This window comes from Zoogloea sp. (assembly GCF_041904905.1).
Classification (GTDB): Bacteria; Pseudomonadota; Gammaproteobacteria; order Burkholderiales; family Rhodocyclaceae; genus Zoogloea.
On record NZ_JAYRMI010000065.1, the window covers coordinates 1 to 23,140 of the forward strand.

Annotated in this window: 22 protein-coding genes; 18 read left to right on the forward strand and 4 right to left on the reverse strand. The window is 69.6% G+C overall.

The window, feature by feature from the left end:
• Positions 1-147 precede the first annotated feature (147 nt).
• The 12 genes from ACE3N6_RS15350 to ACE3N6_RS15405 all read left to right on the forward strand — a co-directional run bounded on the left by ACE3N6_RS15350 (position 148) and on the right by ACE3N6_RS15405 (position 15,109).
• The gene (locus ACE3N6_RS15350; protein WP_374246658.1) at positions 148-354 is read left to right on the forward strand and encodes a glycine zipper 2TM domain-containing protein; all 207 of its coding nucleotides are present in this window, start codon (positions 148-150) and stop codon (positions 352-354) included.
• 121 nt (positions 355-475) lie between these two features.
• The gene (tam, locus tag ACE3N6_RS15355; RefSeq protein WP_374246659.1) at positions 476-1,237 is read left to right on the forward strand and encodes a trans-aconitate 2-methyltransferase; all 762 of its coding nucleotides are present in this window, start codon (positions 476-478) and stop codon (positions 1,235-1,237) included.
• Positions 1,234-2,067, forward strand: a complete 834-nt coding sequence (locus ACE3N6_RS15360) for an NAD-dependent deacetylase (protein ID WP_374246660.1) — start codon at positions 1,234-1,236, stop codon at positions 2,065-2,067. Before tam ends, ACE3N6_RS15360 begins: the two co-directional genes overlap by 4 nt.
• A 117-nt stretch (positions 2,068-2,184) precedes the next feature.
• Positions 2,185-3,051: a fused MFS/spermidine synthase gene (locus tag ACE3N6_RS15365; protein WP_374246661.1), complete on the forward strand. Its 867-nt coding sequence runs from the start codon at positions 2,185-2,187 to the stop codon at positions 3,049-3,051.
• A 4-nt stretch (positions 3,052-3,055) separates the two neighbouring features.
• Positions 3,056-4,384, forward strand: coding sequence for a 16S rRNA (cytosine(967)-C(5))-methyltransferase RsmB (rsmB, locus tag ACE3N6_RS15370; protein WP_374246662.1), 1,329 nt, complete (start codon positions 3,056-3,058; stop codon positions 4,382-4,384).
• Positions 4,344-4,970 (forward strand): DUF4390 domain-containing protein, encoded by a 627-nt coding sequence (locus ACE3N6_RS15375; protein ID WP_374246663.1) that lies wholly within the window; start codon positions 4,344-4,346, stop codon positions 4,968-4,970. Before rsmB ends, ACE3N6_RS15375 begins: the two co-directional genes overlap by 41 nt.
• On the forward strand, positions 4,967-7,093 hold the full coding sequence (locus tag ACE3N6_RS15380) for an ATP-binding protein (protein WP_374246665.1): 2,127 nt from the start codon (positions 4,967-4,969) through the stop codon (positions 7,091-7,093). The genes ACE3N6_RS15375 and ACE3N6_RS15380 overlap by 4 nt, the downstream gene beginning before the upstream one ends.
• Positions 7,086-8,336: a sigma-54-dependent transcriptional regulator gene (locus ACE3N6_RS15385; RefSeq protein ID WP_374246666.1), complete on the forward strand. Its 1,251-nt coding sequence runs from the start codon at positions 7,086-7,088 to the stop codon at positions 8,334-8,336. The genes ACE3N6_RS15380 and ACE3N6_RS15385 overlap by 8 nt, the downstream gene beginning before the upstream one ends.
• Positions 8,337-8,394: 58 nt before the next feature.
• On the forward strand, positions 8,395-9,822 hold the full coding sequence (gene trkA, locus ACE3N6_RS15390) for a Trk system potassium transporter TrkA (protein WP_374246667.1): 1,428 nt from the start codon (positions 8,395-8,397) through the stop codon (positions 9,820-9,822).
• On the forward strand, positions 9,822-11,279 hold the full coding sequence (locus tag ACE3N6_RS15395) for a TrkH family potassium uptake protein (RefSeq protein WP_374246668.1): 1,458 nt from the start codon (positions 9,822-9,824) through the stop codon (positions 11,277-11,279). Before trkA ends, ACE3N6_RS15395 begins: the two co-directional genes overlap by 1 nt.
• 135 nt (positions 11,280-11,414) lie before the next feature.
• Positions 11,415-12,488 carry a uroporphyrinogen decarboxylase gene (gene hemE, locus ACE3N6_RS15400; RefSeq protein ID WP_374246670.1) on the forward strand — a complete coding sequence of 358 codons (1,074 nt, stop codon included), beginning with the start codon at positions 11,415-11,417 and terminating at the stop codon, positions 12,486-12,488.
• 440 nt (positions 12,489-12,928) lie between these two features.
• Positions 12,929-15,109, forward strand: coding sequence for a primosomal protein N' (locus ACE3N6_RS15405; RefSeq protein WP_374246671.1), 2,181 nt, complete (start codon positions 12,929-12,931; stop codon positions 15,107-15,109).
• 22 nt (positions 15,110-15,131) lie between these two features.
• Here the strand turns inward: ACE3N6_RS15405 and ACE3N6_RS15410 are convergent, their stop codons facing one another.
• Complete coding sequence (locus tag ACE3N6_RS15410) at positions 15,132-15,734, reverse strand: CHRD domain-containing protein (RefSeq protein WP_374246672.1); 603 nt, start codon at positions 15,732-15,734, stop codon at positions 15,132-15,134.
• Positions 15,735-15,976: 242 nt separating this feature from the next.
• Here ACE3N6_RS15410 and ACE3N6_RS15415 point away from each other — a divergent pair, with 242 nt between their 5' ends.
• From ACE3N6_RS15415 to ACE3N6_RS15425, 3 genes are all read left to right on the forward strand, one after another.
• On the forward strand, positions 15,977-16,327 hold the full coding sequence (locus tag ACE3N6_RS15415) for an amine oxidase (protein WP_374246673.1): 351 nt from the start codon (positions 15,977-15,979) through the stop codon (positions 16,325-16,327).
• Positions 16,328-16,526: 199 nt separating this feature from the next.
• Complete coding sequence (locus tag ACE3N6_RS15420) at positions 16,527-16,763, forward strand: hypothetical protein (RefSeq protein ID WP_374246674.1); 237 nt, start codon at positions 16,527-16,529, stop codon at positions 16,761-16,763.
• Complete coding sequence (locus ACE3N6_RS15425; RefSeq protein ID WP_374246675.1) at positions 16,747-18,024, forward strand: DUF2325 domain-containing protein; 1,278 nt, start codon at positions 16,747-16,749, stop codon at positions 18,022-18,024. The genes ACE3N6_RS15420 and ACE3N6_RS15425 overlap by 17 nt, the downstream gene beginning before the upstream one ends.
• 6 nt (positions 18,025-18,030) lie before the next feature.
• Here ACE3N6_RS15425 and ACE3N6_RS15430 read toward each other — a convergent pair whose 3' ends face one another.
• Positions 18,031-19,329 carry an MFS transporter gene (locus ACE3N6_RS15430; protein WP_374246676.1) on the reverse strand — a complete coding sequence of 433 codons (1,299 nt, stop codon included), beginning with the start codon at positions 19,327-19,329 and terminating at the stop codon, positions 18,031-18,033.
• A gap of 182 nt (positions 19,330-19,511) precedes the next feature.
• Here ACE3N6_RS15430 and ACE3N6_RS15435 point away from each other — a divergent pair, with 182 nt between their 5' ends.
• From ACE3N6_RS15435 to ACE3N6_RS15445, 3 genes are read left to right on the forward strand one after another with little or no spacing between them, the layout of a single operon-like run.
• Entirely contained in the window at positions 19,512-19,871 is a 360-nt protein-coding gene (locus ACE3N6_RS15435; RefSeq protein ID WP_374246677.1) for a response regulator transcription factor, read from the forward strand.
• 4 nt (positions 19,872-19,875) lie between these two features.
• A complete protein-coding gene (locus ACE3N6_RS15440; RefSeq protein ID WP_374246678.1) occupies positions 19,876-20,514 on the forward strand; it encodes a hypothetical protein in 639 nt (212 codons plus the stop codon).
• Positions 20,511-21,854, forward strand: a complete 1,344-nt coding sequence (locus ACE3N6_RS15445; protein WP_374246679.1) for a diguanylate cyclase domain-containing protein — start codon at positions 20,511-20,513, stop codon at positions 21,852-21,854. Before ACE3N6_RS15440 ends, ACE3N6_RS15445 begins: the two co-directional genes overlap by 4 nt.
• Positions 21,855-21,866: 12 nt before the next feature.
• On the opposite strand, the gene ACE3N6_RS15450 is transcribed toward ACE3N6_RS15445, so the two are convergent.
• Together ACE3N6_RS15450 and ACE3N6_RS15455 are read right to left on the reverse strand one after the other, a co-directional pair.
• Positions 21,867-22,838 carry an NAD(P)H-dependent flavin oxidoreductase gene (locus tag ACE3N6_RS15450; RefSeq protein WP_374246680.1) on the reverse strand — a complete coding sequence of 324 codons (972 nt, stop codon included), beginning with the start codon at positions 22,836-22,838 and terminating at the stop codon, positions 21,867-21,869.
• A gap of 70 nt (positions 22,839-22,908) precedes the next feature.
• Positions 22,909-23,140, reverse strand: a 232-nt coding sequence (locus tag ACE3N6_RS15455; protein WP_374246682.1) for a hypothetical protein, incomplete at its 5' end; no start/stop codon positions are given.

The following is a 23,140-nucleotide window of genomic DNA, read 5'->3' on the forward strand; positions in this document are numbered from 1 at the left end:
GACGTCCGTCAGAGTGAGACTGGCTCCATTACGCCGATCACGGGGTGGCTCCAATGTGCCGGTCACGCCCTGGCTCCATTGTGCCGATCATCAAGTGGCTCCTATGTGCCGGTCGGTGACAATGGGTTCAACGTCAAGGAGCACATCATGAGCAGGATCACCGCCGGCCTCGTCGCCATTGCCGCGACACTCACCTTTTCCGGCTGCGCCAACATGACGCCGCAGCAACGTAACACCGCCATCGGGGCCGCCGTCGGCGGCGTCGCCGGCTCCGTACTCACCGGCGGCAGCTCGGTGGGCACCGTGGGCGGCGCCGCGGTCGGCGGCGTCATCGGCAACCAGATCAAGAAGTAAGCGCACCGCCGCGCCTTCCGCTTTCCATACCCCTGTTCGGCCCGGTCGATACCGGGCCTTCTTTTTTTCGGCGGCGCCACGGCTTGGGTCACAATAGGGCCTCTCGACAGGAGGCTCAGCGATGACCTGGAACCCCGACCGCTACCTGCAGTTCTCCGATGAACGCCTGCGCCCGGCGGCCGATCTGATCGCCCGGATTCCCCTCGCCCACCCCATCCAGGTGGTGGACCTGGGCTGCGGCGCCGGCAACGTCACCCGCCTGCTCGGCGCCCGTTGGCCCGAAGCCCGCATCACCGGCCTGGACAGCGCCCCCGAGATGCTCGCCCGCGCCCGCAGCGCCCTGCCCGAGATCCGCTTCGAGCTTGCCGGCGTCGAGCACTGGTCGCCGGAGGAACCGCTCGACCTGCTGTTCTCCAACGCCGCGCTGCACTGGGTCGAAGATCACGAATCGCTCTTCCCGCGCCTCCTCGACCAACTCGCCCCCGGTGGCGTGCTGGCCGTGCAGATGCCCGGCAACTTCGACGCCCCCTCCCACCGCTCGATCCGCGAGCTGGCCGCCAGCCCCGACTGGTCCGCCCGGCTCGGCGACGCACGCATGGGCGCAGTGCTGCCGATGGCCGATTACCACCGGCTCCTCGCCCCCCGCTGCAGCCGGCTATCCCTGTGGGAGACGACCTACTGGCAGCCCTTGCAGGGCGCGCAGCCGGTGCTCGACTGGCTCCGGGGCACAACCCTCGTCCCCTTCCTCTCCCGCCTCGACGACGACGCCCAGGCCACCTTTCTGGGCGCCCTCGCTCCCCGCCTCGCCACGGCGTACCCGCCCGGGCCGGACGGTGCAGTGCTCTTCCCCTTCCGCCGCATCTTTCTCGTCGCCCAGCGATGAACCCCGCGCTGTTCTCCGAAGCCGCCCGCCTCATCGCCGGCGCCGACGCGCTGCTCATCGCGGCCGGCGCAGGCATGGGGGTCGATTCCGGTCTGCCGGATTTCCGCGGCAACACTGGCTTCTGGCGCGCCTACCCTGCCCTCGCCAGCGCCCGTATCGCCTTCGAGGAGATCGCCTGCCCGGACGCTTTCCGGCGCAACCCGACGCTGGCCTGGGGTTTCTACGGCCACCGCCTGGCGCTCTACCGCCACACCCGGCCCCATGAAGGTTTTGCGATACTCTGGCAGATCGGCACCACCCTGCCCGGGGGCAGCTTCGTGTTCACCTCCAACGTGGATGGTCAGTTTCAGCGAGCGGGCTTCGATCCTGCGCAGGTCTGCGAGGTGCACGGCTCCATCCACTTCCTGCAGTGCATCGACGGCTGCGACGAGGCCATCGTGCCGGCCGACGACTTCGTGCCGACGGTGGACGACAACACCTGCCAGCTCCTGTCCGTGCTCCCCCGCTGCCCCACGTGCCGGGGGCTGCTGCGGCCTAACGTGCTGATGTTCGGCGACTGGGGATGGCTCGGACGTCGCACCGCCGCCCAGCGCCAGCGCCTGGAAGACTGGCTGCGCAGCACACACCGCCCGGTCGTGATCGAAATCGGCGCCGGCAGCCATGTACCCACCGTGCGCTGGTTCAGCGAATCGCTGGGCGTGCCCCTGATCCGCATCAACCCAACCGAGCCGGAGATACCCGGCCGCGGCGTGAGCCTGCCCTGCGGAGGGCTCGAAGCCCTGTACGGCATCCGCGACGCGCTGCTCGCCCAGGGCTTTCTTGCGGGCTGAACCCGCTCCATGTTTCACGTGGAACATGCGCAGACGAAGTGAAGTGCCATCGCCGGACACAACACCGCCGGCATTGACGCCGCCCCAGCGGGAAACCCATCGACGAGGTTGTTTCACGTGAAACACACACCCCACACTGCCATCCCCCTGGCCGACGACGTCGCCCTCCACGTCACCCGCAACGCGCCCTCGATCGAATTAACCAGCCCCTACCAGCACATCGCGGTCGATGCCACACCCCGCTTCGGGCGCCTCTACACCCTCGACGGCGACGCCATGGCCTCCGAGCAGGACGAGTTCATCATTCACGAAAGCCTGGCCCACCTCGCCGCCCTCAGCCACCCGGCCCCCGCACGCGCGATCGTGCTGGGCGGCGGCGACGGAGGCAGCACCCGCGAGCTGCTCAAACACCCCTCTGTCGCCCACGTCACCATCGCCGAACTCGACCCCGGCGTCGTCGACACCATTGCCCGCCACTTCCCCACCCTTCCTGCCGGCGCCTTTGGTGACCCCCGCGTGAGCGTCCGTTACGGCGACGCCGCCGCCACCCTCGCCGCCTACCACGCCGCCGGCGCCCGCTTCGACCTGATCCTGTTCGATCTCACCCAGTCCGAACACCCCGCCTGCGCCCACCTGCACAGCGAGAATTTTCTGCGAATCTGCGCCGCAAGCCTCACCCCACAGGGTATCGTCCACGTCCAGCTCGGCTCCCCCTTCTACCAACGCCAGCAGGTCGCAACCGTGTTCCGCCGGCTCAAGGACGTCTTCGCCAGCGTCACCCCGGCGCTGATCGACATCCCCCTGTACGGCGGCCCCTGGCTTCTTGCCCGGGCCACCCGGGCCCTGGCCCCCGAACCCGATCTCGCCACCCTCGCCCAACGCCTCGCCGACCGGCACATCGCCCGCCTGCGCTACTACAATCCAGCCCTGCACCTCGCCTGCAGCGCCCTGCCCAACTACGTGCTCGACAGCCTCGCCTCCTGACACCATGACCGACCAAGCCCGCCGCCGCAGACTCGTCGCGGCCCCCTCCAGCCTGCCCGAGGACAGCCTCGCCTACGCCCTCGTCAACGCCGCCGGCCTGATCGCCGACGTGGTAGGCGGCGCCACCCTCACCGACGCCCTGGCCACCCTGTGGGCCCGTCGGCCCGACACCCCGCCCGCCGTGCGCGGCGCGATCCAGGACCTCGCCTACAGCACCCTGCGCGACTACGGCCGGCAGGATTTCATCCTCGACCGCCTCCTCGAGAAGCCGCTCCCCGAGCCCGTCCAGTCGCTCCTGCGCATCGCCCTCAACCGCCTCGACGCCCGCCCCGACAGCGCCCACACCACCGTCGACCAGGCCGTCGAAGCCGCCGCCACCCTCCTCGACGGCCGCTTCAAGGGCGTCACCAACGGCGTGCTGCGCAACGCCCTGCGCCAGTCGGCCGAACTCTGCGCCGCCGCCGACGCCGACATGGTGGCCGAGCACCGCCACCCGCCCTGGTGGATCCGCCGCCTGAAAACCCAATACCCCCAGGACTGGCGCGCCATCCTCGCCGCCGGCAACACCCACCCGCCCATGGCCCTGCGCATCAACCCCCTGCGCAGCTCCAGGCAGGAGGTGCTCGACAGCTTCGCCGAAGCCGGGCTGGCGGTGCGCGTGCTCGCCAACGGCGCCCTGCTCCTCGACAAACCGGTGCCGGTAAGCCGCCTGCCGGGCTTTGCCGAAGGCTGCCTCAGCGTGCAGGACGCCGGCGCCCAGTACGCCGCCCAGCACCTCGACGTGGACGACGGCCAGCGGGTGCTGGACGCCTGCGCCGCCCCCGGCAGCAAGACCTGCCACATCCTCGAACTCGCCGACGCCGACCTCACCGCCCTCGACGCCGACGCCAGCCGCACCCGGCGCATCGGCGAGAACCTCACCCGCCTGGGCCTCGCCGCCACCGTCCGCGCAGCCGACTGCCGCGACCTGGACGCCTGGTGGGACGGGCGCCCCTTCGACCGCATCCTCGCCGACGTCCCCTGCTCCGCCTCCGGCGTGGTACGCCGCAACCCCGACATCAAGTGGCTGCGCCGCGGCGGCGACATCGCCCGCTTCGCCGCCCAGCAAGCCGAGATCCTCGACGCCCTGTGGCGAGTCCTCGCGCCGGGTGGCAAAATGCTCTATGCCACGTGCTCGGTGTTTGCCGAAGAAAACCGGGATCAGATCGCCGCCTTCGCGGCCCGCCATCCCGATTGCCGCCGCCTGCCCATTGCCGGACAGCTCGACTGCCAGTACCTGCCTTGCACCGACCATGACGGATTCTTCTACGCGCTCCTCGAGAAAGCCGCCTGACCGCCACCGCCGGCGCTGGCTCACCGGCGCCCTGGCGACCGGCCTGGTCACCGGGCTGGGGCTCGTCCCCGGCGCGGCCCGCGCAGCCGAGGCCGAGATCCGCAACGTCGCCCTGCTCCCCAGCGACGACCAGTACATCCTCACCGCCGACGTCGTCGCCGAACTCACCCCCCTGCTGGCAGACGTCGTCGGCCGCGGCGTGTCGCTGTACTTCATCACCGAGTTCGAACTCACCGCGCCCCGCTGGTACTGGCTCGACGAAGAGGTCGTCACCCGCACCCTCACCTACCGCCTCTCCTACCAGTCCCTCACCCGCCAGTACCGGCTCACCACCGGCGCCCTCCACCAGAACTTCACCAGCCTCGACGAAGCCATGCGCACCATGCTACGGATCCGCAACTGGGGCATCGCCGACAAAGCCGCCCTCAAGGCCGGGCGCAGCTACAACGCCGCGCTCCGCTTCCGGCTCGACGTGGGTGAGCTGCCCAAACCGCTACAGGTCAGCGCCCTGGGCCGCAAAGACTGGAACCTCGCCTCCGACTGGTACCGCTGGAGCTTCGTGGCAGGCGCCCGCGACAGCAAATGAGACCCACCGTCCTCATCGTCAGCGCGGCGATCTCCGGCATCCTGCTGTTCCTGCTCGCCACGGCCAGCGCCAACACGCCGCTCTTCGCCCGCAACTACACCCTGCTGATCGGCCTCAACGGCGTCATCGCGCTGGTGCTCGCCGGCCTCGTCTTCGTCCAGCTGCGCAGCCTCTGGCACGAATACAAGGCCCGCCGCTTCGGCTCCCGGCTCAAGCTGCGGCTGATGGCCATCTTCGCCGCCATGGCGGTGGTGCCCGGCGCGCTGGTGTACGCGGTGTCGCTCCAGTTCGCGGTCAAGAGCATCGAGTCGTGGTTCAACGTGCGGGTCGACGCCGCCCTCGAAAGCGGCCTGCAGCTCGGCCGGGCCACCCTCGACATCCTCCTCGACCAGCTCGCCACCAAGGCCGACCAGATGGCCATCGAGCTTGAACTGGCGCCCCAGGTGCGCCCGCCGCTCCTCAACCGCCTGCGCGAACAGGCCAGCGTCGAATCCGCCACCGTGTTCGCCCCCAACGGCCGGATCGTCGCCACCGCCGAAACCGAACTCGGCACCCTGATCCCCGAGCAGCCCACCTCCGCCCAACTCCGCCAGGGCCGCCAGACCCACGGCTACCGGGCCGCCGAAAGCCACGGCGTCGAAGGCCTGGTGCTGCGAGTGATCGTCCCGATCCCCGCCCGACGGCTGATCGAGCCCCAGCTGCTGCAGGTCACCCAGCAGGTGCCGCGCTCCTTCGCCATGCACGCCGACAGCGTCGAAGCCGTGCACCGCGATTACCAGGAACTCTCCCTCGCCCGCAACGGCCTGAAGCGCATCTACACCCTCACCCTCACCCTCACCCTGCTGCTCGCGCTGTTCGCCGCGGTAGCCGTCGCCTTCGTGCTCACCCGGCGCCTCGCCGCCCCGCTGTTCATCCTCGCCGAAGGCACCCAGGCCGTCGCCGCCGGCGACTTCTCCCCCCGCCAGGCCCTGCCCGCCCGGGACGAACTCGGCGTGCTCACCCAGTCCTTCAACCAGATGACCCGCCAGCTGCAGGACGCCCGCGCCCAGGCCGACGCCAACCGCGCCGCCGTCGAACGCAACCGCGCCTACCTGGAAAGCGTGCTCGCCAACCTCTCCGCCGGGGTGCTGGCCTTCTCGCCGGACGGCCACCTGCGCGCCGCCAACCACGGCGCAATGACCATCCTCAACGACGGCCTGCACGACTACGAGCGCCTGCGCCTGGACGACTGGAACGCCCACGCCGCCTTCCGCGACGCCCTCAAGGCCGGCTTCGACGGCCCCGAGGACGACTGGAACCGCCAGATCGAGTTCTCCAACCCCGACGGCAGCACCCAGACCCTCCTCCTCCACGGCACCCGCCTGCCCGAGAGCACCGGCGGCGGCTTCGTGGTGGTCTTCGACGACATCACCCAGCTCATCGCCGCCCAGCGCAACGCCGCCTGGGCCGAAGTGGCCCGCCGGCTCGCCCACGAGATCAAGAACCCGCTCACCCCCATCCAGCTCTCCGCCGAGCGGCTCCAGTTCAAGCTGGCCGACCGCCTGGACGACGAAGGCCGCCGCATGCTCGAACGCTCCACCACCACCATCGTCAATCAGGTGGAGGCCATGAAAAACCTGGTCAACGCCTTCCGCGACTACGCCCGTCTGCCCAGCCCGGTGATGGCCCCGGTCGACCTCAACGCCCTGGTGCGCGACGTGCTGGCCCTCTACGACGGCTCGCGGGTGATGATCCACGCCGAGCTGGCCGTCGAAACCCCGCCCGTAATGGGCGACGCCAGCCAGCTCCGGCAGGTCATCCACAACCTGCTCCAGAACGCCGAAGACGCCCTCTCCGACATCGACGCCCCCGAGATCTGGCTGTTGACGCGGGCCGATGCCCGGCGGGTAGACTTGATCCTGCGCGACAATGGTCCGGGTTTCCCGCCGGAGATCCTGTCCCGGGCCTTCGAACCCTACGTCACCACCAAGGCTCGCGGCACCGGCCTGGGCCTGGCCATCGTCAAAAAAATAATCGACGAACACGACGGCGAGATCCGTCTCGCCAATCGCGAAACCGGCGGAGCGGAAGTCCGCATCCGCCTGCGCAGCGCCCCTCAAACAGAGTCACCAGCCCATGGCTAAAATTCTCATCGTTGACGACGAAGTCGGCATCCGCGAACTCCTGTCGGAAATCCTGCGCGACGAAGGGCACGACATCGTGCTGGCCGAAAACGCCGCCGCCGCCCGGGCCGCCCGCAACGCCGCCCGGCCCGATCTCGTCCTGCTCGACATCTGGATGCCCGACACCGACGGCGTCAGCCTGCTCAAGGAATGGTCCGCCAACGGCCAGCTCACCATGCCCGTGGTGATGATGTCCGGCCACGGCACCATCGACACCGCCGTCGAGGCCACCCGCATCGGCGCGATGGAGTTCCTCGAGAAGCCCATCGCCCTGCAGAAGCTCCTCGCCGCGGTGAAGCGTGGCCTCGCCCGCATCAAGCCCGCCAACGCCCCCAGCCCCCTGGGCCTGGGCGCCTTCTCCCGCTCGGTGCCCCTGCGCGACCTGAAGAAGCGCCTCGAGCAGATGGCCGACAAGTCGCGGGTGATCCTCCTGCGGGTCGGCCCCGGCAGCCTGGCCGAACTCTGTGCCCGCTCCCTGCAGCGGGTCGGCACCCCCTGGCTCGACCTCTCCCTGTCGTCCCAGCCGCTGGAGCTTGCCACCCTCGAAGGCGCCCGCAACGGCCTGCTCTACGTGCCCGAGCTGATCTACCTCTCGCGCCCCCAGCAGAAGAACCTCGTGTTCGCCATGGACCGTCTGGAGCGCCACGGCCAGAGCCTGATCGTCGCCACCGAACACCGCCCCGAAGAACTCGTCGAGCACGGCTGGGACGAGCGCGTGCTGGCCCGGCTGTTCGAGGTCTCCCTCGCCCCGCCGTCCCTGAGCGAGATCCGCGACGAGATCCCCGAGATCGCCAGCCAGATCCTGCTCCACTACGTCGAGGCCGGCGAGGTGCCCGCCCGCCGCCTGTCCTCCGCCGCCCTCAACGCCCTGCGCAACCGCGCCTGGCCCGGCGGCTACGGCGAGCTCAAGGCCGCGGTCAAATCCCTGGCCCTGGGCACCCTCGAAGAAGAAATCGGGATGGACGAGGTTGCCCACCTGCTCGGCAAGACCCCCTCCGCCGCCCTCGGCCTGCCCCTCGACCTGCCGCTGCGCGAAGCCCGCGAGATCTTCGAGCGCCTGTACTTCGAGCACCACCTGCAGATCGACGGCGGCAACATGACCCGGCTCGCCGAAAAGACCGGCCTCGAACGCACCCACCTGTATCGCAAGCTCAAGCAACTGGGCATCAGCGTCGGCAAGCGTCACGACGAGCACGGCAGCTGAACCGCGCGCCGGCCACAAGAACAACAACACCGGCCCCCGGCCGGGCAGGGAGGCACACATGAAGATCATCATCCTGGGCGCAGGACAGGTCGGCACGTCGGTGGCCGAGAGCCTCGTCTCCGAGGCCAACGACATCACCGTCGTCGACAGCAACATCGAACACCTCAACGCCCTGCAGGAACGGCTCGACCTGCGGGCGGTGCCCGGCAACGCCGCCTCGCCCTCCATCCTCGAAGCCGCAGGCGCGGGCGACGCCGACCTGCTGATCGCCGTCACCCAGTCCGACCAGACCAACCTGTGCGCCTGCCGGGTGGCCAAGACCCTCTTCAACGTCCCCACCCGCATCGCCCGCCTGCGCGCCGCCGACTACGAAGACCACCCCGAACTCCTCGACGACAGCAACTTCGCGGTGGACCACTCCATCTGCCCCGAGCAGATCGTCACCGACTACATCCGCAAGCTCATCGAGTTTCCCGAAGCCCTGCAGGTGCTGGAGTTCGCCGACGGCATGGTGACCATGATCGCCGTGCGCGCCTTCGAAGGCGGCCTGCTGGTAGGCAAGCCCCTCAGCACCATCCCCCAGCGCCTGCCCAACATCGACGCCCGGGTGGCCGCCATCTTCCGCCGCGACCAGCCCATCGCCCCCCACGGCGACACCGTCATCGAGAGCGGCGACGAAGTCTTCCTCCTTGCCGCCACCGCCCAGATCCGCAAGGTGATGACCGAACTGCGCCGCATGGACTCCCCCATCCGGCGGGTCATCATCGCCGGCGGCGGCAACATCGGCCTGCGCCTGGCCAAGGCCATCGAGAAGACCGTCCACGTCAAGCTCATCGAACGCGACCGGCGCCGGGCCGAGCAGCTTGCCGGCGAACTCACCCGCACCCTGGTGCTGCGCGGCGACGCCACCGACGAAGCCCTCCTCGACGCCGAGAGCATCGAGGAGACCGACATGTTCCTCGCCCTCACCAACGACGAGGAAGACAACATCATGTCCGCGTCGCTGGCCAAGCAGATGGGCGCCCGCCGCACCCTCGCCCTCATCAACCGCAAGTCCTACGTCGATCTGGTGCAGGGCGGGCGCATCGACATCGCCATCTCGCCGGCCCAGACCTCCATCGGCCAGCTCCTCGCCCGGGTCCGGCGCGGCGACGTGGCCGCCGTCCACAGCCTGCGCCGCGGCGCCGCCGAAGCGCTGGAGGTGGTCGCCCACGGCGACGCCAAGCACTGCAAGGTCATCGGCCGCCGCATCGACGAACTCGACCTGCCCGACGGCGCCACCATCGCCGCCATCGTCCGCAACACCGGCCAGAGCCGCACCGAGTACAAGGAGCTGGTGCCCTACGAGGTCCCCATCTTCGAAGTCATCATCGCCCACCACGACACGGTGATCCGCGCCGAAGACCACGTGATCGTCTTCTGCACCAGCAAGAAGCTGGTCGCCAAGGTCGAGAAGCTGTTCCACGTCGGCTGGGGGTTCTTCTGATGGACGCCCTGCTACCGGTTGCCAACGTTCTCGGGCGCCTCCTGTCGATCTTCAGCTTCGCCTACCTGATGCCCATCGCCGCGGCGATCCACTTCGACGACGGCACCACCGCCGACTTCATCGCCGCGATGGCGATCTCCCTCGGCGGCGGCCTCACCCTCTACGCCGTCACCCGCTCCAGCTACCGCGAACTCAAGCCCCGCGACGGCTTTCTGCTGGTGTCCACGGTGTGGGCGCTGATGGCCGCCATCGCCACCATCCCGCTGCTCCTGGTGTACGACACCATGAGCTTCACGGACGCCTTCTTCGAAACCATGTCGGGCCTCACCACCACCGGCTCGACGATCATGACCGACCTCGACCACGCCCCCCCCGCCATCAACCTGTGGCGGCACGAGCTCAACTGGCTGGGCGGGATGGGCATCATCGTGCTGGCGGTAGCCGTGCTGCCCCTGCTGGGCGTGGGCGGCATGCAGCTCTACAAGGCCGAAACCCCCGGCCCGATGAAGGATTCCAAACTCACCGCCCGCATCGCCGACACCGCCAAGGCCCTGTGGCTGGTGTACTTCCTGATTACCGTCGTGTGCATCGCGCTCCTGTGGTGGGCCGGGCTCTCCTGGCTGGACGCCATCTGCCACGCCTTCGCGGCGATGGGGCTGGGCGGCTTCTCCACCCGCGACGCCAGCGTCGGCGCCTTCGACAACCCACTGGTCGAATTCATCCTGATCGTCTTCATGGTGATCGCCGCCATGAACTTCGCCACCCACTTCCTCGCCCTGCGCGGGCGCGACCTGCGGGTTTACTGGCAGGACGTGGAAGCCCGCGGCGTGATCGGGCTGATCGTCGCCTCCTGCTTCGGCGTCGCCCTCTACGTGTGGCTCGAAGGCACCTACGAGGACTACCCCACCGCGCTCCGGCACGTCAGCTTCAACCTCGTGTCGATGGCCACCGACTGCGGCTTCGCCAGCCAGGATTTCGACAAGTGGCCGGTCTTCGCCCCCCTCTGGATGCTCTTCCTGTCCTGCATCACCGCCAGCTCCGGCTCCACCGGCGGCGGCATCAAGATGATCCGCACCCTCATCCTCGCCAAGCAGGCCAACCGCGAACTCACCCGCCTCATCCACCCGGCCATCGTCAATCCGGTCAAGGTGGGCGGCGGCACCATCCCCAATAACGTGGTGATCGCCGTCCTCGGATTCATCTTCCTGTACTTCATGAGCGTCGTGATGCTCACCTTCCTGATGATCCTCTCCGGGCTCGACTTCATGTCGTCCCTGGGCGCCATCGTCGCCAGCATCAACAACGCCGGCCCCGGCCTCAACAAGGTCGGCCCCGCCACCAACTACGCCGTGCTCACCGACTTCCAGACCTGGGTGTGCAGCTTCACCATGCTCCTCGGCCGCCTCGAGGTGCTCTCCCTGGCCGTGGTGTTCACGCCGCAGTTCTGGCGCAAATAGGAAATGGGAAGTAGGGAGCGGGAAGTGAGCCCACTCCCCACCTCCCACTCCCTACTCCCCATTACCCACTCCCCAAAAAAGCGGATAATCCCCCCCTTTGCCGCCCCGCGCGGCCCTGCCTGTCGAGGATTCCAAGTGAGCCGTCCGAAGAACGATACCTTCCTGCGCGCCCTGCTGCGCCAGCCCACCGACTACACCCCCCTGTGGCTGATGCGCCAGGCCGGGCGCTACCTGCCCGAGTACCGCGAGACCCGCAAGCGCGCCGGCAGCTTCCTCGACCTGTGCAAGAACCCCGGCCTCGCCTGCGAAGTCACCCTGCAGCCGCTGGCCCGCTACAACCTCGACGCCGCCATCCTCTTCTCCGACATCCTCACCGTGCCCGACGCCATGGGCCTGGGCCTGTACTTCGCCGAAGGCGAAGGGCCCAAGTTCGAGCGCCCGCTGAAGGAAGAATGGGAGATCCGCAACCTCGCCGTACCCGATCCCAACCTCGAACTCGGCTACGTGATGGATGCCGTCGCCGAAATCCGCCGCGCGCTCGATAACTCCGTACCGCTGATCGGCTTCTCCGGCAGCCCCTGGACGCTCGCCTGCTACATGGTCGAAGGCGGTGGTTCCGACGATTACCGCAAGGTCAAGGCGCTGCTCTACAGCCGCCCCGATCTCATGCACCACATCCTCGGCGTCACCGCCAAGGCCGTCACCGCCTACCTCAACGCCCAGATCGAAGCCGGCGCCCAAGCCGTGATGATCTTCGACTCCTGGGGTGGCGTGCTCGCCCACGACGCCTACAAGGAATTCTCCCTCGCCTACATCCGGCAGATCGTCGCCGGCCTCACCCGCGAGAAGGACGGCGAGAAGATCCCCTGCATCGTCTTCACCAAAGGCGGCGGCCTGTGGCTGGCCGACATCGCCGACAGCGGCGCCGACGCGGTCGGCCTCGACTGGACGGTGGACATCGGCGCCGCCCGCCGGCTGGTGGGCGACAAGGTCGCGCTGCAGGGCAACCTCGACCCGGCCGTGCTCTTCGGCACCCCCGAAGCCGTCGCCGCCGAAGCCCGCAAGGTGCTCGACGCCTTCGGCCCCCACAACGGCCACGTCTTCAACCTGGGCCACGGCATCTCCCAGTTCACCCCGCCCGAGAACGTCACGGTGCTGGTGAACACCGTCCACGAGCACAGCCGCACGCTGCGCCAGCAGGCCGCCTGACACGACTGTGAAGCGTCTCCGGAATGGCCGGCAATCGCCGGCCATTTTGTTTCCGTCGCCCGCCCGGCGAAACCCCTCGCAGCCCGCCCGTCAAGCACTAAATTTGCAATTCGGGGCTTGACTTGTGCACAGCACCACCGACTGTTACAGAAACATGACTATCACCCCGGGCAAGCCCGAATGAATTTTTTAAGCCATTGTTTATAAACAGATTATTATTTGACCCGGATTTAGGCAAAGTAGGGCCAGGGCTTGCCGGCAGCGGGTTCCGCAAGATTTCACCCAACTTTCCCACAAAGTTATCCACAGAATTTGTGGACAACGGAAAATACCCCCGAGACCCCAAGGGTTTCAAAAATGTTTCCGATCCAGGGTCTTATCAAAACTTTGTAAGCCTCTGATTTAATTAAAAACATCAAAATCAGCCAGAAACTCCGGCCATGAGCCCCGTCATCGTCCGCGTCGCGCTACCCGTTCCGCTGCCCCAGTGCTTCGACTACACCGCCGAAAACGTCACGGCCGGGGATCTCGGCCGGTGCGTGCGGGTGCCCTTCGGGCGCAGCGAGAAGACCGGGCTGATCGTCGACCTGCCCGACGCCGCCGACCTGCCCGTCGAACGCCTCAAGCCGGTGATCGCCATCCAGCGCGAAGCCCCCGCCCTCCCCGCCGACTGGCTGGCCCTGGTCGACTTCGCCGCCCGCTACTACCAGCACCCCCTGGGCGAAGTCGTCGCGATGGCCCTGCCGCCCCGGCTGCGCAAGGCCGACGCCGTGGCCGGCGCCGAAGCCGACCCCCTCCTCGACCTCACCGCCCAGGGCCGCGACGCCCTCTCCGCCAGCCAGCGGGAAAGCCGCGCCCTGGCGCTGCTGCGCGAGATTGGCGCCCACGGCCCGCGTCGGCGCAGCCTGCTGCGGGCCGGCGAAGGCGGCACCGCCGCGGTGGCCGACGCCCTCAAGCGCGGCTGGATCGCCCCCGGCGTCGCCCCCGACCCCGCCGCCATGGCCGGCGCTCCCGATCTCACCGACGAACAGCAGGCCGCCGTCGAGGCCATGTCGGCCAGCTTCGGCCAGTTCCAGCCCTTCCTGCTGGCCGGCGTCACCGGCAGCGGCAAGACCGAGGTCTACCTGCGCCTCGTCCAGCAGGTCATCGCCCGGGGCGAGCAGGCGCTCATCCTGGTGCCCGAGATCGCCCTCACCCCCCAGCTCGAAGGCCGCGTCGCGGGCCGCTTCCCCGCCGCCCGGGTGGTCAGCCTGCATTCGGCGCTGGCCGAAGGCGCCCGCTCCCAGGGCTTCGTGCAGGCCATGGAAGGCCGCGCCGAGATCGTGCTGGGCACCCGCCTGTCGGTGTTCACGCCGCTGCCCCGGCTCGGGCTCATCGTGGTGGACGAAGAGCACGACGCCAGCTACAAGCAGCACGAAGGCGTGCGCTACTCCGCGCGCGATCTCGCCATCTGGCGCGCCCGCCAGCGCCGCGTGCCTATCGTGCTGGGCTCCGCCACCCCCTCGCTCGAGAGCTGGCACGCCGCCGACACCGGGCGCTACCGCCGCATCGAACTCACCAGCCGCGCCGTGGCCGCCCACATGCCCACCGTGCGGCCGGTGGACGTGCGCCGCGAGACGCTCCAGAACGGCCTCTCCGAGCACCTCCTGCGCGCCATCGACGCCCGCCTCAAGCGCGGCGAGCAAAGCCTCGTCTTCCTCAACCGGCGGGGCTACGCGCCGGTGCTCTCGTGCCCCTCCTGCGGCTGGGTGAGCCGCTGCCCCCACTGCACCGCCAACCTGGTGCTGCACCTGGCCGACAAGCGCCTGCGCTGCCACCACTGCAGCTGCGAGACGCCCATCCCCATGGCCTGCCCCGACTGCGGCAACCAGGACATCCAGCCCTTCGGCCGCGGCACCCAACGCCTCGAGGAAACCCTCGCCGAACGCTTCCCCACCGCCCGCGTGCTGCGCATCGACCGCGACGCCGCCCGCACCCGCGCCCAATGGGACGCCCTGCTCGACCAGATTGGCAAAGGCGAAGCCGACATCCTCGTCGGCACCCAGATGATGGCCAAGGGCCACGACTTCCCCAAGCTCACCTTCGTCGGCGTGCTCAACGCCGACTCATCCCTGTTCGCCGCCGACTTCCGCGCCCCCGAGCGCCTCTTCCAGCAGCTCATGCAGGTGGGCGGCCGGGCCGGGCGGGGCGAACTGCCCGGCGAGGTGATGGTGCAGACCCAGTACCCCGATCACCCCCTCTACCAGTGCCTCGCCCGCCACGACTTCGCCCGCTACGCCGAGCTGCAACTGCAGGAGCGCAAGCAGGCCCGCTTCCCGCCCTTCGCCGCCAACGCCCTGCTGTGCGCCACGGCCGACGACGTCGCCACCGCGCTGGGCTGGCTGAAGGAGACCCGCGAGGCCGCCCTGCCCTTCGCCCAGGCCTTCGGCGTGCAGGTGTTCGACGCCGTGCCCATGCGCATGGTGCGCCTCGCCCGCCGCGAGCGCGCCCAGCTCCTCGTCGAAGCGCCAGGCCGGCCCGCCCTGCAGGCCTTCCTGTCCGCCTGGAGCCGCCACCTGTGGGCCGCCAAGCCCGTGCGCGGCCTGCGCTGGCACCTCGACGTGGACCCGGCCGAAGTCTGACCCGCGCCCCGGCCGCAACCCCTCAACCCGTCCGCCGGCGCCGCACCAGCCACCCGCAGGCCGCCGCCACACCCAGCAGCCCCGGCAACGCAGGCTCCGGCACGTCGCGACTCAGAAAACCACGGATCTCACCGCCCGGAAACGCGTTGGTGTGGATGTTCAGATACGCCCTGCCCACATCCAGCCCGGCCAGAAAGGCATCCGCCGCCAGCGCCACCGTACCGCCGTTGTTGGTGACGTAGGTCGGATTCCAGGTGCTCGCCAGGTCCAGATCGAAGACCTGATGGTAAGTGCCGGCCGTCACCCCGGCCGGAAAGCCGGCGAAGGTCGGCACCTGAGTCGCCACACCCGCCGTCCCGGCGCCCGCCACCGCAACGCAGCAGTGGATGTGGGCCGCCGTCACATTGCCGGTCAGCCCGCCGAAATTCACGTCCAGCGTCATCGAGCGCGCCAGCGTGTCGATCAAAAGTGTTGCAGCGCCGCTGCCCGCCGACCCATTCGGCGGCGCCTCCGCCGCGCCGCTCAGGGTTGACGAATAGCTCACCAGCGAAGCGCCGGCCAGCGGCGCCGAAACGGCCAGCACAAGGGCCGCACCAAAACGAACAAGCTTCTGCGACAAGGACATGGCAACACTCCTCCGGGGGCGACGATTTGATCGAGACAATGCGGTGGCATCCGCCGGATCAAGAATCGATCTCAACCGCATCTACCCGTTGTAGCAGATCGAACCCCGTCTCGCCCCTGTTACATCGGAACATGGGCTTACATTTCCCCTGACAACCCGCCGCGAAGGCCGGCGTTATTCGCAGCAAGGGCCGGCAATCGCGCCGCCCGGACTCAAAGCCTCATCCCTCAGGAGAACATCTCATGCTGAACAAGATCATCGCCCTTGCCATCGCCGCCGGCTTTGCCACCGCCTCCTTCGCCGAAACCCCGGCCGCCACCGCCCAGGCCGTGCCCGCCGCCAAGGCCGCCGTAACCGGCGCCGTCGAGAAGAAGGTCGAGGCGGTGAAAGCCGAAGTCGTCAAGCCGGCAGAGCCCGCCAAGGTCGACGCCGCTGCGCCCGCCGCCCAACCCGCCAAGGCCGAAGCGCCCGCCGCGGTGAAGAAGGCCCACAAGGCCAAGAAGGCAGTCAAGCGCGCCGCCAAGCAGGCTGAAGCGGCGCCCGCCGCAACCGCCGCCGCCCCGGCCGCAGCCCCGGTCCCTGGCGCCAAGTAAGTCCGCCACCGCAGCGTGCGCCTCGCGGGGCGTGTTCCGGGAAACCGGGGCACGCCCCGCGGTGCGTTCACCGCCCGCCGGGCGAGGGGCTGGACACAGCCACCAAGGCACGAGCGCGCATATATGAGAATTATTCTCGTTTACTTTCCATGAAAGACTGCTTATATTGAGAACCGTTCTCAACTAAAGGCACGATCCGATGGAACCCCACCTCCTCCCCCAGGCCGCCCCGTCGGCCAAGCTGTGGGCAGGCGCCCTGGGCGCCGTCCTCAGCTACGACGAAACCGGCTGCCCCCACGCCTCCCGCCGGGCCGCCGATCTGCTCGCCCGCCTGGCCGACTTCCCCGGCACCGACCCCGATCTGCGCGAACTCTGCGAACGGGCCAGCCTCCGCCTCGACCGCCACCCGGAGCCCCGCCATGTGCCGCGGCGCTGAACGCCTGCCCCCCGGCGCCGCGGTGCTGGCCGAGCCACCCCCGTCAGCCAAGCCCGACGCACCGCGCGCCCGGCCGCGCCTGTGGACCCTCGACCCCCAGCACCACTGCCCCATCGTCGGCACCTGCCTGCCCCTGGCCGACCTCCAGCGGATCGCCAAGCGCTGCCACTTCGCCTCCCGCCCCGACGACGACTTCGGCCTGCACGTCGAGGCGGTGAGCCACGCCCGCAGCCGCAACCCCGCTTCCGAAGCAATCCAGCGCCACCTGGATGCCCGCTACCGCCTCGCCCTGGCACGCTTCGCCCGCCTCAAGAGCGACGCCGAGCTGCGCCAGGAATGGCTGGCCTGCGTGGACCGGGGCGAAGTGGCCGGCCCCCTGTGGGCGCTGTGCACCCACCGGCTGGCCTCCGCCGAAACCCTCCAGATGGCCTACCGACGCGTCCACATGCTGTCCCACCAGGTGGGCGCCGGGCTCGCCGCCGACACCCGCCGCCTCGCCCAGCTCGAGCAGGAAAACAGCGACCTGCGCAGCGGCCTCAAGCGCGAACTCAGCGCCCTGCGCCGCCAGCTCGCGGCCGCCGAAACGGCCCTCGCCCAGCGCGACGCCGCCCTGGCCGACAACGCCAACCTGCAGAAGCGCCTGCAGCGTTTCGAATCCGGTCAGGTGATGGTCGATCTCGGTCGCCGGCTGATGAGCCTGCAAGGCGCCGCCGAGGAACTCACCGCCGCCACCCGACGCATCTACACCCTGGAGAGCACCCTCAAGGACGCCCACCGGGAGAGCCTCCGCCTCGCCGCCGAGCGGGACGCCGCCCTATCCGAGCGCGACGCCCTCGAAGCCCTCCTGCAGGCCAGCCTTCCCGCCGCCGACGATAGCCTGTGCACCCGCGCCGGCAGCGACGATTGCGCCGGCTGCCCCCAAGCCACCAGCGAACGCTGCATCCTGTACGTCGGCGGTCGCGCCGCGCTGATCGCCCAGTACCGCCAGCTCGCCGAGCGCCTGGGCATCCGCCTGATCCACCACGACGGCGGGCTGGAGGAATCCCTCTCCCGCCTGCCCGAGCTGATAAACGGCGCCGACGCGGTGCTGTGCCCCACCGACCACGTCAGCCACAACGCCTACTACCACGTCAAAAGCCACTGCAAGCGCATCGGCAAGCCCTGCCTGTTCTACCGGGGCGGCGGAGTGTCCGGCTTTGCCGCCGCGATGGCGCGGGTCGGCCGGGGCGAATACAGCCTCGCCGGGCAGGACGAAACCTGAAGCCGCTCACCCCACCGGGCGCAGCCGCCCCGCCCGGGCCAGGGGGATGAAGCTCAGGGCCTGGGCGCCGAGCAGCAGCGCGAAGGCCACCCCCCGCGCCGGGGCGGCGCGCCTGCCCCCCCCCCCCCGGCCCGCCCCCAGCCCCCCCCCGGCCCCCCCCAGCGCCGTGGCGGCGCTCATCCCGCCCCCCCGCAGGCCATCCACTAGCCCGCCCAGGCCCCACTGCACCCCGAAAGCGCCGACGAAGGCCACCAGGTTGATGCAGGTCGTCACCCGGCCCGCCAGCCGCAGCGGAAAGTAGCCGGCCAGCACCCCGTACATCTGCGCCCCGGTGGCCGACACCGCGCCCAGCAGGCACCACAGGGCGAGAGTCGGCCCCACCTGCACCACGATCAAGGCCTCCACCGCCATGCTGGCGAACAGCCCGATCTGCATCAGCCGCAGGGGCGACACCCCCCGCGCCGCCAGCGGCATCGCCCACGCCCCGATGGAGAGCTGACCGGCCAGCATCCCGATGTTCAGCCACAGCAGATGATCGGCCGCCACGGCCCGGCTGTAGCCATTCACCTCCATCAGCCAGGGCACCGCCCACAAGCCCTGCAGCGCCATGAAGCCGCCGGTGAAGAACGCCGACTGGGCCGCAAAGCCCCGGAAGGGCGCCGCCGTCAGCACCTCGCCCACCCCTCGCAGGGCCTGCTGCAGATCGCCTCCCTCGTGCTCGGCCTCCTTCTCGGGCATCGCGAAGAAGATCGTCGCCGCCACCAGCACCGCCAGCACCGCTACCACCCAGAACGCGCCGCGCCAGCCGATGAACGGCAGGGCCGCCTCCAGCGGCGCCGAGGCGGTGACCGCCCCCAGGGCGCCGCTGGACATCACGTAGCCGGTCATCGAAGCCAGCTTGTCCCGCGGGAACCACAGGGTGAAGCCCTTCAGCCCCGCCATCAGGCAGGCGGAAACCCCAAGGCCGATCAACGCCCGGGCCCCCGCCAGCAGCGGCAGGCTGTCCCCCAGCGCGAACAGCGCCGCCCCCAGCCCGGTGAGCAGCAGCAGCGCCGCCTCGACCCGCCGCGGCCCGTAGCGGTCGAGCGCGATCCCCACCGGAATCTGGGCCAGCGCAAAGGCAAAGAAATAGGTGCTGGTCAGCAAGCCCAGATCGGCCGCGCCCAGGCCCAGCTCGCGGGTCAGGTCGGGCGAGATCACCGCGTTCACGGTGCGCATCAGGTACGACAGGTAATACCCCGCCGCAAAGGGCAGGAAGATCCGGGTGACGAGGGAGGCCCGCGACGGCATCGACGAGAGGGACATGGACGACAAGCAAGCGTGTGGGTAAATCGGCAGCTTACCGGCCCGATCCGCCCGCGTCTGCGTCGATCAGGGAAAGCCCCAAGGCCGGGCCCCGCCCGCGATGAAGCCGGGGTGTAGTCAATTTAACTAAAGTTTGCAAAATTCCCGCCGTAAGCACGCCAGCAAACCCGAGGAACGCCCCCATGACCGCCAGCATCCTTCTCGTCGACGACAGCCGCGCCTCCCGCATGCTGTGCGGCTCGATCATCCGGAGCCTGCGCCCCGATCTCCAGATCCTCGAAGCCGGCGACGGCAACGCCGCGCTGACCATGATCGCCGCCCAGACCCCCACCCTCGCGGTGATCGACATGAACATGCCGGGCATGTCCGGGCTCGACCTCGCCGACCGGCTGCGCGCCGAGCACCCCACGATCCGCCTGGCCTTGCTCACCGCCAACGTCCAGGATTCGATCCAGCGCCGCGCCGCCGAGCTGGGGGTGCATTTCTTCCGCAAACCGATCGGCGAGGCGGTGGTCGCCAACATCCTCGCCCTGCTGGACTGACGCAATGCGCGCCTTCTCCGACCTCGAGATGGACGCCCTGGCAGAGGCCTTCAACCTGTCCCTGGGCGAAGCCGCCGCCACCTTCGCCGCCATCGTGCACGAGGAGATCGAGCTGGCGGTGCCGATCGTCGAGTTCGTCACCCGCGACGAGCTTGCCCGGCGCCTGCAAGGCAACGCCGCCGACGGCAACCCTCAGCGCCTGTGCCGCATCAACCAGAGCTTCACCGACGAGCAGGGCCTCGTCACCGACGCCCTGCTGCTGTTTCCCGAGCACGGCAGCCTCGAGATCGTCCGCCGGATGCTGGGCGACGACACCCCCATCCACCACATCACCGAACTGGAACAGGACGCCCTCGCCGAGATCGGCAACATCATCATCAACAGCTGCATGAGCAGCCTGGCCAACCTCTTCGGCGCCTCGCTGATCGGCTCCCTGCCCCGCGTCCAGTGCAGCGACGTCGCCCACCTGCTCGACGACAAGCGCCCCGACAACCTGATCCTGGTCGCCCGGATCGGCATGGTGATGTCCGCCCACAACCTGTCCGGCTTCGTGCTGTTCCTGATGGACGTGCCCGCGGTGGATCAATTCATGGCCCGGGTGGCCGCGCTGTTCCGGCTGCCGGCCGACGTCTCCGCCCGATGAGCGACGACCGCCTCCTGGCCGACAGCGTCGACATCGGCTTGATCCACCTCGACCACGAAGGCCGCATCCGCCTGTGGAACCGCTGGATCGCCCAGCGGGCCACCCGCCCCGCCGCCGAAGCCGAAGGCCTGACCCTCGTCGAAGCCTTCGGCAAGCACATCGACCCGCGGCTCAACCTGGTCGTCCGGGAGGCCATCGATTTCGGCTGGACCGCCCGCCTCTCCCACGCCCTGCACCCGATGCCGCTGCCCCTCTTCCCGCCCGGCAGCGACCGCACCCAGCGCATGATGCAGGCCATCGACGTCACCCCCACCCACGACGGCACCCGGCGCAGCTGCCTGCTCCAGGTGCGCGACGTCACCGAAACGGTACACCGGGAAGCCCTGCTCAAGCAGCAGGCCCACCAGCTGCGCAACGACCTGCTACGCCTGTCCCGGGCTCAGGAAGAGCTGCAGCGCAGCGAGATGCGTTTCCGCGAGCTGGCCCGCCAAGCCCCCGCCGGGCTGTTCGAGGCCGACGCCGACGCCCGCTGCACCTTCCTCAACGAACGCTGCGAGCAGCTCCTCGGGCGCGAACTGGCCCAGGTGGCCGGCAGCCCGTGGCCCGAATTCCTGCCCCTCGCCGATCAGGATCGCATCCGCGACCGCTGGCAGCTGGCGGTCAAATCCGCCACCCGCTTCTCGGAGGAGTTCCGCTACATCCACCCCAGCGGCCGCACCCTCTGGCTGCGCGCCGAAGCCGGCGCCCTGCGCGACCACCACGGCCAGATCCGCGGCTTCATCGGCACCATCGTCGACATCACCGAGTTCCACGAGCGGGCCAGCCGCAACGAGTTCCGCGCCAACCACGACAGCCTCACCGGCCAGCTCAACCGCGACCACTTCGAGCGCCACCTGCGCTCGGCGATCTCCGGCGCACGCGAGGTGACCGAACGCGTCGCCCTGCTCTTCATCGATCTGGACGACTTCAAGCTCATCAACGACACCCACGGCCACCAGGCCGGCGACACCGTGCTCAAGGTGGTGGCCTACCGGGTGCGCCGGGTGGTGCGCGCCGAAGACCGGGTGGCCCGCTACGGCGGCGACGAATTTGCGGTGCTGCTCTACGAAGCCGGCGACACCCGCACCCTTGCCAGCATCGTCGGCAAGATCGCCCACGCCGTGGCCATGCCGATCAACCTCGGCCACTGCCACGTGCGGATCGGCTGCTCCATCGGCATGGCGGTGTTCCCCGACGACGCCCAGGATCTCAACGGCCTGCTCAGCCACGCCGACCTGCGCATGTACGACACCAAACGCGGGCGGGCCGCCAGGCCCGGTCTGCCGCCCGCCACCCCGTAAGACGCGCCGGGTTCAGCCCGTGACCGCCGGGCTGGGCGGCAGCCCGCAGGCCGCCCGGTACTCCGCCGCCAGCCGGTCGCACAGCGCCCGCACCGGCGGCGCGTCGTGGATCGTTGCCACCCCGTGGCCGGCGCTCCACACATCCCGCCACGCCTTGGCCTCGTCCGACAAGGCCTTCAGCTTGCCCTTGCCCACCCCCTGCACCAGCTCCTCGCGCTTGTGCCCCAGGCGCTCCAGGCTCGGCCACAGGAAGTTGGCGTTGGTGCCCGAGATCGCGTCGGTGTAGACCACGTCCCCCGCCGCGCTGTCGATGAGCATCTGCTTGTAGGCGTCCTGGGCGCTGGATTCGCGGGTGGCGATGAAGCGCGTGCCCATGTAGGCCAGATCGGCGCCCAGCACCTCCGCCGCCCGCACCCCGTAGCCGTCGGAGATCGCCCCGCCGAGGATCAGCGTGCCATCCCAGAACTCGCGGATCTCCCGCACCAGGCTGAAGGCGCTCTGGGTGCCCGCGTGGCCACCGGCGCCGGCGCCCACCGCGATGATCCCGTCCACGCCCGCGGCGATCGCCTTCTTCGCGTGGTAGGCGTGAATCACGTCGGAGAACACCAGCCCGCCGTAGGCGTGCACCGCCTCCACCACCTCGCCCGGGTGGCCCAGGCTGGTGATGACGAAGGGCACCTTGTGGCGGCAGATGAGTTCCAGATCGGGCGCCACCCGCGGGTTGGAGGCATGGAGAATCAGATTGACGCCGTAGGGCGAAACCACCGCCGACGGATCGGCAGCCTTGGCCTCGGCCAGCGCGCCGGAGATCTCGCCCAGCCAGGCATCGAACTGCTCGACGGTGCGCGCGTTGAGCGCCGGGAAGGTGCCCGCGACACCGGCCTTGCAGGTCTCGATGACCAGCGGCGGGCCGGAAACCAGGAACATCGGGGCGGCGATGGCGGGCAGGCGCAGGGCGCCGCGGAAAACGGACGGAACGTTCATGAAGTCTCCTCGGTATTTTTGTGGGTGCAGCCAGCGTCAAATCTAGCACCGTACGGAGGAGTATGGAAACCTACTCCGCCGGCTCCGGGGCAGGCGTCGGCCGGGGTGCCGGCGCCGCTGCGGCGGGTGCCGGGGCTGCCGGGCGGGGCGCGGGCTTGGCGACCGGCGGACGGGGCGCCGCCGGGGCAGGCACCGCCACGGGCCTCAGCGGCGCCGGCGGCACCGCGCCCGGCTCGAGCTGCCACTCGGGGCGGCCCAGCGCACCGCGGGCCCGCACCGGCACCGGTACGCCGCGCAGGCTG

Bases quoted from the DNA above. Each gene is read 5' to 3' on its own strand.
- ACE3N6_RS15395 (WP_374246668.1), top strand. From the start codon at position 9,822: ATGGACGCCCTGCTACCGGTTGCCAACGTTCTCGGGCGCCTCCTGTCG.
- ACE3N6_RS15440 (WP_374246678.1), top strand. From the start codon at position 19,876: ATGCGCGCCTTCTCCGACCTCGAGATGGACGCCCTGGCAGAGGCCTTC.
- ACE3N6_RS15415 (WP_374246673.1), top strand. From the start codon at position 15,977: ATGCTGAACAAGATCATCGCCCTTGCCATCGCCGCCGGCTTTGCCACC.
- trkA (WP_374246667.1), top strand. From the start codon at position 8,395: ATGAAGATCATCATCCTGGGCGCAGGACAGGTCGGCACGTCGGTGGCC.
- rsmB (WP_374246662.1), top strand. From the start codon at position 3,056: ATGACCGACCAAGCCCGCCGCCGCAGACTCGTCGCGGCCCCCTCCAGC.
- ACE3N6_RS15375 (WP_374246663.1), top strand. From the start codon at position 4,344: ATGACGGATTCTTCTACGCGCTCCTCGAGAAAGCCGCCTGACCGCCAC.
- ACE3N6_RS15450 (WP_374246680.1), bottom strand. From the start codon at position 22,838: ATGAACGTTCCGTCCGTTTTCCGCGGCGCCCTGCGCCTGCCCGCCATC.
- ACE3N6_RS15420 (WP_374246674.1), top strand. From the start codon at position 16,527: ATGGAACCCCACCTCCTCCCCCAGGCCGCCCCGTCGGCCAAGCTGTGG.
- ACE3N6_RS15360 (WP_374246660.1), top strand. From the start codon at position 1,234: ATGAACCCCGCGCTGTTCTCCGAAGCCGCCCGCCTCATCGCCGGCGCC.
- ACE3N6_RS15435 (WP_374246677.1), top strand. From the start codon at position 19,512: ATGACCGCCAGCATCCTTCTCGTCGACGACAGCCGCGCCTCCCGCATG.
- ACE3N6_RS15380 (WP_374246665.1), top strand. From the start codon at position 4,967: ATGAGACCCACCGTCCTCATCGTCAGCGCGGCGATCTCCGGCATCCTG.
- tam (WP_374246659.1), top strand. From the start codon at position 476: ATGACCTGGAACCCCGACCGCTACCTGCAGTTCTCCGATGAACGCCTG.
- ACE3N6_RS15445 (WP_374246679.1), top strand. From the start codon at position 20,511: ATGAGCGACGACCGCCTCCTGGCCGACAGCGTCGACATCGGCTTGATC.
- ACE3N6_RS15350 (WP_374246658.1), top strand. From the start codon at position 148: ATGAGCAGGATCACCGCCGGCCTCGTCGCCATTGCCGCGACACTCACC.
- ACE3N6_RS15410 (WP_374246672.1), bottom strand. From the start codon at position 15,734: ATGTCCTTGTCGCAGAAGCTTGTTCGTTTTGGTGCGGCCCTTGTGCTG.
- ACE3N6_RS15430 (WP_374246676.1), bottom strand. From the start codon at position 19,329: ATGTCCCTCTCGTCGATGCCGTCGCGGGCCTCCCTCGTCACCCGGATC.
- ACE3N6_RS15405 (WP_374246671.1), top strand. From the start codon at position 12,929: ATGAGCCCCGTCATCGTCCGCGTCGCGCTACCCGTTCCGCTGCCCCAG.
- ACE3N6_RS15385 (WP_374246666.1), top strand. From the start codon at position 7,086: ATGGCTAAAATTCTCATCGTTGACGACGAAGTCGGCATCCGCGAACTC.
- ACE3N6_RS15425 (WP_374246675.1), top strand. From the start codon at position 16,747: ATGTGCCGCGGCGCTGAACGCCTGCCCCCCGGCGCCGCGGTGCTGGCC.